We start from the raw sequence: 12,534 nt of genomic DNA, 5'->3' as shown, positions 1-12,534 counted from the left end.
TGTTCAATACGAGCGCCGCGATCGTCGCGGTCGTCCTCAGGAATACTGCCCGGCCAGCCTGCTTTTCGGCCCAAGGCATCCGCCACCCTAAACCAGCGGCCGGGGTTGTTTCAATATATTTGACATAAGCTCGCCATACGGCCTTGCGGCGTTCAATTTAATCAACATAGACTTTGGCCCTTTCACGCCATCGCGCCGTCATCACGGGAGAAAACAACAATGAACATCCAGAACGTCGTCGACATCAGCCTGACCACAACCGAAGCCGAACGCTATCGCCCGGACCCGGCCAAAGTGCTCAAGGGTGATCCCGAGCAAGCGGTGTTCAATCAGTACGACAGCCCTTGCGGGCAAATGGGTGTCGGCGTGTGGGAAGGTGCGGTAGGTCAGTGGACGGTGAATTACACCGAGCACGAATACTGCGAAATCCTGCAGGGCGTATCGGTGCTGCGTGACAGTGAAGGCAATGCCAAGACCCTGCGTGTCGGCGACCGCTTTGTGATTCCGGCCGGCTTTCGTGGCACCTGGGAAGTGCTGGAGGCTTGCCGCAAGATCTACGTGATCTTCGAAGAAAAATAACTATGTAACGCACGACCGAATGCTGACGGGTTGAAAATCGGGTCGTCCATAAGGACATTCCCGTCACGTATAAGGAAATGCGGCATGACCAAAATAGAAGCTTTCAACAAGATTCACCACTTGATCGGCACCCCGTATGTAGAGACCGTAAAGGCCTATATCAACGAACTGACCGGTTTCACCGCCAACGGGCCAATTCAAGGGCCAGATAACCTCCGGGCCAGGTATAGGACCGTAGACATCTTCATCTGCAACGAGGGCAAGATCCTGTCGTTTCAGATCCACGAATAATTGGCGCCACTGAAAGGCTTACCTTTCGAAGGCCTGCATCGCGAGATGCAGGCCTTTTTTGTCGCGATCCCACCGGCCACCACAATTGCCGGACAACAAAAAAGGCCCGTATCGTGAGATACGGGCCTTTTTCGTAAGTCGGGAAAAATCAATTACTTGATTTTGCCTTCCTTGTAGATCACGTGCTTGCGAACAACCGGATCATATTTCTTGATCTCGATTTTGTCCGGGGTAGTACGCTTGTTCTTGTCGGTAGTGTAGAAGTGACCAGTACCGGCGCTCGAGATCAAACGAATCAATTCACGCATGATTAGCTCCCTTAAACCTTGCCGTCGCGACGCAGCTCGGCCAGCACAACGCTGATGCCACGCTTGTCGATGATACGCATGCCTTTGGCGGAAACGCGCAGGCGTACGAAACGTTTCTCTTCTTCAACCCAGAAGCGGTGATGCTGCAGGTTCGGCAGGAAACGACGACGGGTTTTGTTGTTTGCGTGGGAAATGTTGTTCCCAGTCACCGGACCCTTACCGGTAACTTGACATACTCTAGACATGCCTCAGCCCTCTAAAACCACATGCCCAACCCGGCATGGGTTGGCCGCTTAATCTCTAGTCATTGTGGCGCCAGGCGCCGCGATTCTTTAGAGGTCTTACCGGCTACACCTACAAGCGAAGGAACCGGGCCCCTAGAAAAGAGCGCTGCTTTATACCAGAAAGACCACGGAGCAACAACTTTCCGTGTGGAAAGAATGGCTAAAAAGCCGCTTTTTCCGGCTGAAAGCGCTTTGGGCAAAGGCTGCCGGCAATTTTTACCATTCGTCGAAGAAAACCGATCATACCCGCGATCGGGACTTTTCCCATCGCCTCTTCCGACAAATCCTCAGCCGCGCAGCCCCGAAAATGCAAAAAGGGGATAGTCATTTGCAATCGCGACCACTAGGGTAGACCTTTTCCAGACTGCACTTGCAGATGGGCCTTCGATCTGTAAAGGAAGCCGACCATGCGCCTCGCTGCCCTCCCCCTGCTCTTCGCCCCGCTGTTACTGAGTCCACTGGCCCAGGCCGCCGCCCTGAGCGTCTGCACCGAGGCCAGCCCCGAGGGCTTCGACGTGGTGCAGTACAACTCGCTGACCACCACCAACGCTTCGGCCGACGTGCTGATGAACCGCCTGGTGGACTTCGACACCGCCAGCGGTAAAGTCGTCCCAAGCCTGGCCGACAGCTGGGAAGTCAGCACTGACGGCCTTACCTACGTGTTCAAGCTGCACCCGCAGGTGAAGTTCCACAGCACCGACTACTTCAAGCCGACCCGCGAACTGACTGCCGAAGACGTCAAATTCAGCTTCGACCGCATGCTCGACCCGGCCAACCCGTGGCACAAAGTCGCCCAGAGCGGCTTCCCACACGCCCAGTCGATGCAGCTGCCGAGCCTGATCAAGAAGATCGACGCGCTGGATCCGCTGACCGTTCGTTTCACCCTCGACCACCCGGACTCGACGTTCCTCGCGACCCTGAGCATGGGTTTCGCCTCCATTTATTCTGCTGAATACGCCGACAAGCTGCTGAAGGCCGATGCCACCGACAAGCTCAACAGCCAGCCGGTCGGCACCGGTCCGTTCGTGTTCACCCGGTTCCAGAAAGACGCCTCGATCCGCTACAAGGCCAACCCGGACTACTTCCGTGGCAAGCCTGCGGTGGACCCACTGATTTTCGCCATCACTCCGGACGCCAACGTGCGCCTGCAAAAGCTGCGGCGCAACGAGTGCCAGATTGCCCTGTCGCCAAAACCGCTGGACGTACAGGCCGCGAAGCAGGAGCCGACGCTGAAAGTCGAAAAAACTGACGCGTTCATGACCGCATTCGTTGGCATCAACAGCCAGCATCCGCCGCTGGACAAACCGGAAGTGCGCCAGGCGATCAACCTCGCGTTCGACAAGGCCAACTACCTCAAGGCTGTATTCGAAGACACCGCCGAAGCCGCCAACGGTCCATATCCGCCGAACACCTGGAGCTACGCGAAGAACCTGCCGGGTTACGCCCACGACGTGAACAAGGCCAAGGCCCTGCTGGCCAAGGCCGGATTGAAGGACGGTTTCCAGACCACCATCTGGAGCCGCCCGTCCGGCAGCCTGCTGAACCCGAATCCGAGCCTCGGCGCACAACTGCTGCAATCGGATCTGGCGGAAATCGGCATTCAGGCAGAAATCCGCGTGATCGAATGGGGCGAGCTGATTCGTCGCGCCAAGGCTGGCGAACATGACCTGCTGTTCATGGGCTGGGCTGGCGACAACGGCGACCCGGACAACTTCCTGACCCCGCAGTTTTCCTGCGCGGCGGTGAAGTCCGGCACCAACTTCGCCCGCTATTGCAATGCCGATCTGGACAAACTGATCAGCGCCGGCAAGACCACCAGCGAGCAAGGCGTACGCACCAAGCTCTACGAACAGGCACAGGCGCAGATCCAGCAGCAGGCGTTGTGGCTGCCGCTGGCGCATCCTACGGCGTATGCGCTGACGCGTAAGGACGTTCAGGGTTACTCGGTCTCCCCGTTCGGTCGGCAAGACTATTCCAAAGTCACCCTCAAATAACCCGCCACAACACAAAACCTGTTGGAGCTGGCTTGCCAGCGATAGCGGACTGACAGCCAACATTGTGCTGAATGTGCCGCCGACATCGCTGGCAAGCCAGCTCCCACAGGGTTTTGCATTCTCCCCTCGGATCTACATCCAGCCACACTCCGCCATCGACAACGGCTCGCCATCGCCAACGATGAAGTGATCGAGCACCCGCACATCGATCAACTCCAAAGCCTTCTGCAAGCGTTTGGTCAATAATCGATCAGCCTGACTCGGATCGCTGTTCCCCGACGGATGGTTGTGGCACAGGATCACCGCCGCCGCGTTGTTGGCCAGGGAACGTTTCACGACTTCCCGGGGATGCACGGCGGTGTTGTCGATCGAGCCGCGAAACAGCGTCTCGAAGGTCAGCACCTGATGTTTGGAGTCGAGAAACAGGCAACCGAACACCTCGTGCGGTTCGTGGCGCAGCATGGCTTTGAGGTAATCACGTACGACCTGCGGGTTTTCCAGCGCCGTTTTCTGGCGCATGCGCTCGGCCAGGTGTCGCCGGCCCATTTCCAGCACGGCCTGCAATTGGGCGAACTTCGCCGGGCCCAGGCCCAATTGCTCACTGAACGTTGCGAGATCGGCCTCAAGCAAGGCTCGCAAGCTGCCGAACTGACCCAACAGGTGTCTCGCGACATCCACCGCGCTTTTGCCGGATACACCCGTGCGCAGAAAAATCGCCAGCAATTCGGCATCGGAAAGACTTCCCGAGCCCTGTTCCAACAGCTTCTCCCGCGGCCTTTCAGCCGCCGGCCAATCGCGAATACTCATACACCTTCCTTGTCTGTGGGCGCCGCTGTTCCGTAGCGGTCGCTGTGATATCGTAGCCCATCTTTTTTGCGGGCGAATTCACTCTGGGGAGGGGGTTTCGCCACGTATGTCACCAACGAAATGTAAAGGCAGACCTATGCAGCGGCTGTATCGGAAACGCATCGTTCTGGGCGTCGGCGGCGGCATTGCTGCCTACAAGAGCGCCGACCTTGTGCGCCGCCTGATCGACCAGGGCGCCGAAGTGCGCGTGGTCATGACCCGCGGCGGCAGCGAATTCATCACCCCGCTGACCATGCAGGCCCTGTCCGGCCACCCGGTTCACCTGGACTTGCTCGACCCGGCTGCTGAAGCCGCAATGGGCCACATCGAACTGGCCAAATGGGCCGATCTGGTGCTGATCGCCCCGGCGACCGCCGACTTGTTGGCCCGTCTGGCCCAAGGCATTGCCAACGACCTGCTGACCACGCTGGTGCTGGCCACCGACGCCATCGTCGCGGTCGCCCCGGCCATGAACCAGGCCATGTGGCGCGACCCGGCGACCCAGGCCAACCTGCAACTCCTTGAAAGCCGTGGCCTGAAGACCTTCGGCCCGGCCTCCGGCAGCCAGGCCTGCGGCGACGTCGGCATGGGCCGCATGATGGAAGCCACCGATCTGGCCCAACTCGCAGCGGACTGCTTCCAGCGTCAGGCGCTGACCGGCAAGCACGTGGTCATCACCGCCGGCCCGACCCAGGAAAACATCGACCCGGTGCGCTACATCACCAACCACAGCTCCGGCAAAATGGGTTTCGCCCTAGCGGAAGCGGCGGTGGAAGCCGGCGCCCGCGTCACGCTGATCAGCGGCCCGGTGCATTTGCCGACGCCGGATCGCGTCACCCGGATCGACGTGGTCAGCGCCCGCGACATGCTCGCCGCGTGTGAAGCCGCGATCCCTTGCGACATCTTTATCGCCTCGGCGGCGGTTGCGGACTACCGTCCGGAAGTCGTCGCCCCGCAAAAATTGAAGAAAGACCCTACGAGCGGCGACGGCTTCGTCCTGCAAATGGTGCGCAATCCGGACATCCTGGCCACCATCGCGACCCGTCCCGACCGTCCGTTCAGTGTCGGCTTCGCCGCCGAGACCGAACACCTGCTCGACTACGCTGCGCGCAAGCTGAAGGACAAGAATCTCGATCTGATCGTCGCCAACGACGTCGCCAACCCGAGCATCGGTTTCAACAGCGAAGAAAACGCCTGCAGCGTCATCGACCGTGCGCTGCACGCCACGGTTTTCGCCCAGACCAGCAAGAGCAAGATCGCTCGCCAACTGGTCACTTTTATCGCCGAACGTCTGAACCAGGTTTAATTTACATGCACGCTTTGCAAGCCAAGATCCTCGACCCACGCATCGGTACCGAATTCCCGCTGCCGCAATACGCCACACCGGGCTCCGCCGGCCTCGACCTGCGCGCCATGCTGCAAGAGGACATCGTGATCAAGCCGGGTGAAACCGTGCTGATCCCTACCGGTCTGTCGGTCTATATCGGCGATCCGAACCTCGCCGCGTTGATCCTGCCGCGTTCGGGCATGGGCCATAAGCACGGGATCGTGCTGGGCAACCTCGTCGGCCTGATCGACTCCGACTACCAGGGCCCGCTGATGGTGTCCTGCTGGAACCGTGGCCAGACCGAATTCACCATGCCGGTCGGCGAGCGCCTGGCTCAACTGGTACTGGTACCCGTGGTGCAGGCGCACTTCGAAATGGTTGAAGAGTTCGTCGAGACCGAGCGCGGCACGGGTGGTTTCGGCCATTCCGGCACCAAGTGATCGACTAGAAAATCGTCGTGGCGAGGGCCTTTTCCTCGCCACGAATTTCAAATTGTCATCTGCAAGGTTTAGCGCCGAAAATCAAGGCATTGACAGGCCAAAGCCACGCCGTACAAGGCGTCATGGCCCTTTCACACCACGAACTCTCTGTGAAAACCGCCGTCATACCCTTCAGTTTGAGCTTGCCGTCGAATGAATCGTCGGTGTGTCCAGCCACTTTCGAGATGGAGCATTTTTGCAGATGAGCACCCCCGCCCAAGTCGCCCCGAAGCTTCCCGACAGCATCTTCCGCGCCTACGACATTCGCGGCACCGTGCCGGAATTCCTAAATGCCGAAACCGCCTACTGGATCGGCCGCGCCATCGGCTCCCAGAGCTTGGCCCAGGGCGAGCCGAACGTGTCCGTCGGTCGTGACGGCCGCCTGTCCGGCCCGGAACTGGTTGCCGAACTGATCCGCGGTATCGCCGAAAGCGGCTGCCACGTCAGCGACGTCGGCCTGGTGCCGACCCCGGCGCTCTACTACGCCGCCAATGTGCTGGCCGGCAAATCCGGCGTGATGCTCACCGGCAGCCACAACCCGTCGAACTACAACGGCTTCAAGATCGTGATCGCCGGCGACACCCTCGCCAACGAACAGATTCAGGTCCTGCATGAACGCATCAAGACCGGCAATCTGAGCAGCGGCACGGGCAGCGTGACCCAGGTCGAGATTCTCGACCGCTACACCACCGAAATCGTCCAGGACATCAAACTGGCCCGCCGCCTGAAAGTCGTGGTGGATTGCGGCAACGGCGCGGCCGGCGTGATCGCCCCGCAATTGATCGAAGCGCTGAACTGCGAAGTCATCCCGCTGTTCTGCGAAGTCGACGGCAACTTCCCGAACCATCACCCGGATCCGGGCAAGCCTGAGAACCTCGTCGACCTGATCGCCAAGGTCAAGGAAACCCAAGCTGACATCGGCCTGGCCTTTGACGGTGACGGCGACCGCGTCGGTGTGGTGACCAACACCGGCACCATCGTCTTTCCGGACCGTCTGCTGATGCTGTTCGCCCGTGACGTGGTGGCGCGCAACCCGGACGCGGAGATCATCTTCGACGTCAAATGCACCCGTCGCCTGATCCCGCTGATCAAGGAATATGGCGGTCGGCCGCTAATGTGGAAGACCGGTCACTCGTTGATCAAAAAGAAAATGAAACAGTCCGGCGCACTGCTGGCCGGCGAAATGAGCGGGCACATTTTCTTCAAGGAACGCTGGTTCGGTTTCGACGACGGCATTTACAGCGCCGCACGGCTGCTGGAAATCCTCAGCAAGGAAAAATCTTCGGCCGAGGAGCTGTTCGCGACCTTCCCGAACGATATTTCCACGCCGGAAATCAATATCCATGTGACCGAAGAGAGCAAATTCAGCATCATTGATGCACTGCACGATGCGCAGTGGGGCCCAGGCGCCGACCTGACCACCATTGACGGCGTGCGGGTCGACTACGCCAAAGGCTGGGGCCTGGTGCGCGCGTCCAACACCACACCGGTGCTGGTGCTGCGCTTCGAGGCCGATGACGAGGCGGAACTGCAGCGCATCAAGGCTGTGTTCCATGCCCAACTGAAACGCGTTGCACCTGATCTCCAACTACCGTTCTGATTGCTGATTCACCCGGAGCCCTGAATGACCCTCGAACGCGATGCCGCCGCCAACACTGCCAAGGTCCTGTCCGAAGCGCTGCCTTACATCCGCCGATACGTCGGCAAGACCCTGGTGATCAAATACGGCGGCAACGCGATGGAAAGCGAGGAGCTGAAAACCGGCTTCGCCCGCGACATCGTGCTGATGAAGGCCGTGGGCATCAACCCGGTGGTCGTGCACGGCGGTGGCCCGCAGATCGGTGATCTGCTCAAACGCCTGTCGATCGAAAGCCATTTCGTCGACGGCATGCGCGTCACCGATGCCGCGACCATGGACGTGGTGGAAATGGTCCTCGGCGGCCAGGTCAACAAAAGCATCGTCAACCTGATCAACCGTCACGGCGGCAGCGCCATCGGCCTGACCGGTAAAGACGCCGGGCTGATTCGCGCGAAGAAGCTCACCGTCACCCGCCAGACCCCGGAGATGACCCAGCCGGAAATCATCGACATCGGCCATGTGGGCGAAGTGGTCGGAATCAACACCGAACTGCTGAACCTGCTGGTCAAAGGCAACTTCATCCCGGTGATCGCACCGATCGGTGTGGGTGAAAACGGCGAGTCGTACAACATCAACGCGGACCTGGTGGCCGGCAAGGTTGCTGAAGCGCTGAAAGCCGAGAAGCTGATGCTGCTGACCAACATCGCCGGCCTGATGGACAAGTCGGGCACCGTACTGACCGGCCTGAGCACCCAGCAGGTCGACGACCTGATCGCCGACGGCACCATCTACGGCGGCATGCTGCCGAAGATCCGCTGCGCGCTGGAAGCGGTACAGGGCGGCGTTGGCAGTTCGCTGATCATCGACGGTCGCGTGCCGAACGCGATCCTGCTGGAAATCTTCACCGACACCGGTGTGGGTACGCTGATCAGCAATCGCAAGCGTCCATAAGCGCTCGCGCAAACAAAAAGACCCCGCTCAGCCTGGCTGAGCGGGGTCTTTTTTTGCCTGAAGCTGCGATCAGACGCCGAACTGGGCGCGGTATGCTTCAACGGCTGGCAGGTGCTGCTTGAGCTGCGGATCGTCAGCCAGGAATTCCAGCACCTGGTTCAGCGACACGATGCTGATGACCGGGATACCGAAATCACGCTCGACTTCCTGAATCGCCGACAGCTCGCCGTTGCCGCGCTCCTGACGGTTCAGGGCGATCAGCACACCGGCGGCCTTGGCGCCGTCCTGGGAAGCGATGATCTGCATCACTTCACGGATCGCGGTGCCGGCAGTGATCACGTCGTCAATGATCAGCACTTCACCGGTCAGCGGTGCGCCGACCAGGCTGCCGCCTTCGCCGTGGGCCTTGGCTTCCTTGCGGTTGAAGCACCATGGCAGATCACGGTTGTGGTGTTCGGCCAGCGCCACGGCAGTGGTTGCCGCCAGCGGGATGCCTTTGTAGGCCGGGCCGAACAGCACGTCGAACGGAATGCCGCTCTCGGCGATGGCTGCGGCGTAGAAACGCCCCAGCTGCGCCAGCGCGGAACCCGAGTTGAACAGGCCGGCATTGAAGAAGTAAGGACTGGTGCGCCCGGACTTCAGGGTGAACTCACCGAAGCGCAAAACGCCGCGATCGATGGCAAAACGAATAAAATCGCGCTGATACGCTTGCATGAAAAAAACCCCAAATACCACGGATTTAGCTAATTAGCTTGACGCCGTGTATCATACACGCACGCGATTTTTGGGGCCATTTATGCGGATCATCAGTGTGAACGTCAATGGTATTCAGGCTGCAGTCGAGCGCGGTTTGCTCAGTTGGCTGCAGGCACAGAATGCCGACGTCATCTGCCTGCAGGACACCCGTGCCTCCGCCTTTGAACTGGATGACCCAGCCTTCCAACTGGATGGCTACTTCCTTTATGCCTGCGATGCTGAAGTCCCTGCCCAAGGCGGCGTGGCTTTGTATTCGCGGTTGCAACCGAAGGCTGTCATCAGCGGTCTCGGATTCGAGACGGCCGACCGCTACGGGCGCTACCTGCAAGCAGATTTCGACAAAGTCAGTATTGCCACCTTGCTGCTTCCTTCGGGGATGAACGGCGATGAGGACTTGAACCAGAAGTTCAAGCTCATGGACGACTTCGGCAAATACCTGGACAAACAGCGGCGCAAACGTCGCGAGTACATTTATTGTGGCTCGCTGTACGTCGCGCAGCAGAAGCTCGACATCAAGAACTGGCGCGACAGTCAGCAATCCCCGGGTTTCCTGGCGCCGGAACGCGCCTGGATGGACGAGATTGTCGGCAACATGGGCTACGTAGACGCCCTGCGCGAAGTCAGCCGCGAAGGCGACCAGTACAGCTGGTGGCCGGACAACGAACAGGCCGAGATGCTGAATCTGGGCTGGCGCTTCGACTACCAGATCCTGACTCCAGGGCTGCGGCGCTTCGTGCGCAGCGCACGCCTGCCACGTCAGCCACGGTTCTCGCAGCATGCGCCGCTGATCGTCGACTACGACTGGACGCTGACCATCTAAGCGGCCTTTCGCAGACACAAAAAAACCGACATCACTGTCGGTTTTTTTGTGGGCGATCGTTCGTTATTTGATCAACCGCCAGGTGAACGGATAGCGGTACGGGAAGCCTTCGTTGGCTTTCACCCCGCCGATAATCGTCAACACCAGCGCCGCAATGGCCAGCAGGCCGAACAGCACGAACCCGATAAGCAACAGCATCAGCACGAAACAGATCATCGAAGCGATTGCCACGGTGATCTGAAAATTCAGCGCTTCTTTACCCTGTGCATCGATGAACGGATCGGTCTCGCGCTTCATCTGCCACAGGACCAGCGGCCCGATCAGCGTGCCGAACGGAATCCAGATCCCCAGCAAGGCGGACAAGTGACAAAACATGGCCCATTGGCGAACCTCCTGGCTCGGCTTGGGCAGCAACTCTTGCTCATCACTCATCGCGTCCTCCTTGCGGGTTACGAACCTGCTCAGTCGGCCAGTGCAGCCTTTTGCAGTTCGAAGATCTCGTTCATGCCTTTCTTCGCCAGTTCCAGCATCGCGTTCAGCTCTTCAGGCTGGAACGGCGCGCCTTCGGCGGTGCCCTGCACTTCGATGAAACCACCGGTGCTGGTCATCACCACGTTGAGGTCGGTCTCGGCAGCGGAATCTTCAAGATAGTCCAGATCCAGCACCGGCTCGCCCTGGTACATGCCCACAGAGACGGCGCCGATCATTTGCTTGAGCGGGTCGCCGCCTTTCAGGCCGCCGCGCTTCTTGATCACTTTCAGTGCATCGACCAGCGCAACCATGGCGCCGGTGATCGACGCGGTGCGGGTACCGCCATCGGCCTGGATCACGTCGCAGTCGACGTACAGGGTGACGTCGCCCAGCTTGGACATGTCCAGCGCAGCGCGCAGGGAACGGCCGATCAGGCGCTGGATTTCCAGGGTACGACCACCCTGCTTGCCACGGCTGGCTTCACGCTGGTTACGCTCGCCAGTGGCGCGCGGCAGCATGCCGTATTCGGCGGTCAGCCAACCCTGGCCCTGGCCTTTAAGGAAACGCGGCACGCCGTTTTCGACGCTGACGGTGCAGATGACTTTGGTATCACCGAATTCGACCAGTACGGATCCCTCGGCGTGTTTGGTGTAGTTGCGGGTAATGCGGATCGAGCGGAGCTGATCGGCAGCGCGACCACTTGGACGTTTCATAGGAGATACCTGTACTGGGGACGGAAAACTGCGGAGCATTATAGAGCCGCGCACCGCGCCTGGGCACTCGTTAAAAAATCCGGCCGACGACCGAAGGCCCTGAAACGCGCTTCGCCGACGGCCTGCAGCCCTTTGTCACACCGTGTGTTTGGGCGCATCTGCCGCACTGCGCTACAATCCTGCGCCTTTGCTGCCAGTCGGCTTAAATTCATTGATATCGAGCTGCGGAGCTTCCATTCGCGCCGATCTGTATCGCGAGGTCACCCCATGGTGCACAGCATGACCGCCTTCGCCCGCGTCGAAAAAGCCGGCGTTCAGGGCACCCTGAGCTGGGAACTGCGCTCGGTCAACAGCCGCTACCTGGAACCCCACCTGCGCTTGCCGGAGTCGTTTCGCGACCTCGAAGGCGCCGTCCGCGAAGCTCTGCGCCAGGGCCTGTCGCGCGGCAAACTGGAATGCACCCTGCGTTTCACCGAGGAAAGCACCGGCAAGCCGCTGCAAGTGGATCGCGAGCGCGCCGCGCAACTGGTCGCCGCGGCCGAAACCGTTGCTGGCCTGATCAAGAACCCGGCCGCTCTGAACCCGCTGGAGGTGCTGGCCTGGCCGGGCGTATTGGTCGCCGACGCCACCGACCCGCAGGCGTTGAACGCCGAGGCGCTGGCTCTGTTCAATCAAGGCCTGAAAGACCTCAAGGCCGGCCGCGAGCGCGAAGGCGCGGAGCTGGCCCGCCTGATCAACGACCGCCTGACCTCCATCGAGGAAGACGTGGTGACTCTGCGCGAACTGGTTCCGCAGATGCTCGCCACCCAGCGCCAGAAAGTCCTCGACCGTTTCGCCGACATGAAGGCCGAGATGGACCCGCAGCGTCTGGAACAGGAAATGGTCATGCTCGCACAAAAGAGCGACGTGGCCGAAGAACTGGATCGCCTGAGCACCCACATCATCGAAGTTCGCCGGGTGCTCAAGTCCGGCGGTGCCGCCGGCCGGCGCCTGGACTTCCTGATGCAGGAGCTCAACCGCGAAGCCAACACACTGGGCTCCAAGGCCTTCGACCCGCGCAGCACCCAGGCGGCGGTCAACCTCAAGGTGTTGATCGAGCAGATGCGCGAACAAGTGCAGAATATTGAGTAAGGCTA

Annotated in this window: 14 protein-coding genes and 1 pseudogene; 9 read left to right on the top strand and 6 right to left on the bottom strand. The window is 60.1% G+C overall.

Going from position 1 to position 12,534, the window contains the following annotated elements; all coding sequences use genetic code 11:
- Positions 1-219 precede the first annotated feature (219 nt).
- Positions 220-579 (top strand): cupin domain-containing protein, encoded by a 360-nt coding sequence (locus tag C1X29_RS09615; RefSeq protein WP_085746800.1) that lies wholly within the window; start codon positions 220-222, stop codon positions 577-579.
- An 84-nt stretch (positions 580-663) separates the two neighbouring features.
- Positions 664-870, top strand: a complete 207-nt coding sequence (locus C1X29_RS09610; RefSeq protein ID WP_085746801.1) for a hypothetical protein — start codon at positions 664-666, stop codon at positions 868-870.
- A 152-nt stretch (positions 871-1,022) separates the two neighbouring features.
- On the opposite strand, the gene rpmG is transcribed toward C1X29_RS09610, so the two are convergent.
- Both rpmG and rpmB read right to left on the bottom strand, forming a co-directional pair.
- Positions 1,023-1,178, bottom strand: a complete 156-nt coding sequence (rpmG, locus tag C1X29_RS09605) for a 50S ribosomal protein L33 (protein ID WP_003177274.1) — start codon at positions 1,176-1,178, stop codon at positions 1,023-1,025.
- Positions 1,179-1,189: 11 nt separating this feature from the next.
- The gene (rpmB, locus tag C1X29_RS09600; protein WP_003177273.1) at positions 1,190-1,423 is read right to left on the bottom strand and encodes a 50S ribosomal protein L28; all 234 of its coding nucleotides are present in this window, start codon (positions 1,421-1,423) and stop codon (positions 1,190-1,192) included.
- A 446-nt stretch (positions 1,424-1,869) separates the two neighbouring features.
- Here rpmB and C1X29_RS09595 point away from each other — a divergent pair, with 446 nt between their 5' ends.
- Positions 1,870-3,456, top strand: a complete 1,587-nt coding sequence (locus C1X29_RS09595) for an ABC transporter substrate-binding protein (protein WP_102717312.1) — start codon at positions 1,870-1,872, stop codon at positions 3,454-3,456.
- A gap of 132 nt (positions 3,457-3,588) precedes the next feature.
- Here the strand turns inward: C1X29_RS09595 and radC are convergent, their stop codons facing one another.
- Entirely contained in the window at positions 3,589-4,263 is a 675-nt protein-coding gene (radC, locus tag C1X29_RS09590; protein ID WP_007954447.1) for a DNA repair protein RadC, read from the bottom strand.
- 136 nt (positions 4,264-4,399) lie between these two features.
- Between radC and coaBC the strand changes: the two genes are divergently transcribed.
- The 4 genes and pseudogenes from coaBC to argB all read left to right on the top strand — a co-directional run bounded on the left by coaBC (position 4,400) and on the right by argB (position 8,638).
- Positions 4,400-5,608 (top strand): bifunctional phosphopantothenoylcysteine decarboxylase/phosphopantothenate--cysteine ligase CoaBC, encoded by a 1,209-nt coding sequence (gene coaBC, locus C1X29_RS09585; RefSeq protein WP_085606127.1) that lies wholly within the window; start codon positions 4,400-4,402, stop codon positions 5,606-5,608.
- A 5-nt stretch (positions 5,609-5,613) separates the two neighbouring features.
- Positions 5,614-6,069, top strand: coding sequence for a dUTP diphosphatase (dut, locus tag C1X29_RS09580; RefSeq protein WP_011336556.1), 456 nt, complete (start codon positions 5,614-5,616; stop codon positions 6,067-6,069).
- 262 nt (positions 6,070-6,331) lie between these two features.
- Positions 6,332-7,708: pseudogene (locus C1X29_RS09575) on the top strand (phosphomannomutase/phosphoglucomutase); the annotation flags it as partial.
- 24 nt (positions 7,709-7,732) lie between these two features.
- Positions 7,733-8,638, top strand: coding sequence for an acetylglutamate kinase (argB, locus tag C1X29_RS09570; protein ID WP_007954443.1), 906 nt, complete (start codon positions 7,733-7,735; stop codon positions 8,636-8,638).
- Positions 8,639-8,707: 69 nt separating this feature from the next.
- Here argB and pyrE read toward each other — a convergent pair whose 3' ends face one another.
- A complete protein-coding gene (pyrE, locus tag C1X29_RS09565) occupies positions 8,708-9,352 on the bottom strand; it encodes an orotate phosphoribosyltransferase (protein WP_007954442.1) in 645 nt (214 codons plus the stop codon).
- Between the two features lie 82 nt (positions 9,353-9,434).
- Between pyrE and C1X29_RS09560 the strand changes: the two genes are divergently transcribed.
- Positions 9,435-10,214, top strand: coding sequence for an exodeoxyribonuclease III (locus C1X29_RS09560; protein ID WP_007920349.1), 780 nt, complete (start codon positions 9,435-9,437; stop codon positions 10,212-10,214).
- Between the two features lie 63 nt (positions 10,215-10,277).
- On the opposite strand, the gene C1X29_RS09555 is transcribed toward C1X29_RS09560, so the two are convergent.
- The gene (locus C1X29_RS09555; protein ID WP_007954441.1) at positions 10,278-10,646 is read right to left on the bottom strand and encodes a DUF4870 domain-containing protein; all 369 of its coding nucleotides are present in this window, start codon (positions 10,644-10,646) and stop codon (positions 10,278-10,280) included.
- Between the two features lie 29 nt (positions 10,647-10,675).
- Entirely contained in the window at positions 10,676-11,398 is a 723-nt protein-coding gene (gene rph, locus C1X29_RS09550) for a ribonuclease PH (RefSeq protein ID WP_003229494.1), read from the bottom strand.
- A 267-nt stretch (positions 11,399-11,665) separates the two neighbouring features.
- Here rph and C1X29_RS09545 point away from each other — a divergent pair, with 267 nt between their 5' ends.
- Complete coding sequence (locus C1X29_RS09545; RefSeq protein ID WP_007954440.1) at positions 11,666-12,529, top strand: YicC/YloC family endoribonuclease; 864 nt, start codon at positions 11,666-11,668, stop codon at positions 12,527-12,529.
- The last annotated feature ends 5 nt before the right edge of the window (positions 12,530-12,534 follow it).

Origin of the sequence: Pseudomonas sp. GW456-12-10-14-LB2 (genome assembly GCF_002884345.1) — a bacterium.
Lineage (GTDB): Bacteria > Pseudomonadota > Gammaproteobacteria > Pseudomonadales > Pseudomonadaceae > Aquipseudomonas > Aquipseudomonas paraglycinae.
This window is presented reverse-complemented; position numbering and strand designations above follow the sequence as displayed.

Excerpts from the sequence above, each read along its gene's own strand:
- C1X29_RS09560 (WP_007920349.1), top strand. The coding sequence starts at position 9,435 with ATGCGGATCATCAGTGTGAACGTCAATGGTATTCAGGCTGCAGTCGAG.
- radC (WP_007954447.1), bottom strand. The coding sequence starts at position 4,263 with ATGAGTATTCGCGATTGGCCGGCGGCTGAAAGGCCGCGGGAGAAGCTG.
- C1X29_RS09610 (WP_085746801.1), top strand. The coding sequence starts at position 664 with ATGACCAAAATAGAAGCTTTCAACAAGATTCACCACTTGATCGGCACC.
- pyrE (WP_007954442.1), bottom strand. The coding sequence starts at position 9,352 with ATGCAAGCGTATCAGCGCGATTTTATTCGTTTTGCCATCGATCGCGGC.
- C1X29_RS09595 (WP_102717312.1), top strand. The coding sequence starts at position 1,870 with ATGCGCCTCGCTGCCCTCCCCCTGCTCTTCGCCCCGCTGTTACTGAGT.
- rpmB (WP_003177273.1), bottom strand. The coding sequence starts at position 1,423 with ATGTCTAGAGTATGTCAAGTTACCGGTAAGGGTCCGGTGACTGGGAAC.
- C1X29_RS09555 (WP_007954441.1), bottom strand. The coding sequence starts at position 10,646 with ATGAGTGATGAGCAAGAGTTGCTGCCCAAGCCGAGCCAGGAGGTTCGC.
- argB (WP_007954443.1), top strand. The coding sequence starts at position 7,733 with ATGACCCTCGAACGCGATGCCGCCGCCAACACTGCCAAGGTCCTGTCC.
- rpmG (WP_003177274.1), bottom strand. The coding sequence starts at position 1,178 with ATGCGTGAATTGATTCGTTTGATCTCGAGCGCCGGTACTGGTCACTTC.
- coaBC (WP_085606127.1), top strand. The coding sequence starts at position 4,400 with ATGCAGCGGCTGTATCGGAAACGCATCGTTCTGGGCGTCGGCGGCGGC.
- C1X29_RS09615 (WP_085746800.1), top strand. The coding sequence starts at position 220 with ATGAACATCCAGAACGTCGTCGACATCAGCCTGACCACAACCGAAGCC.
- rph (WP_003229494.1), bottom strand. The coding sequence starts at position 11,398 with ATGAAACGTCCAAGTGGTCGCGCTGCCGATCAGCTCCGCTCGATCCGC.
- dut (WP_011336556.1), top strand. The coding sequence starts at position 5,614 with ATGCACGCTTTGCAAGCCAAGATCCTCGACCCACGCATCGGTACCGAA.
- C1X29_RS09545 (WP_007954440.1), top strand. The coding sequence starts at position 11,666 with ATGGTGCACAGCATGACCGCCTTCGCCCGCGTCGAAAAAGCCGGCGTT.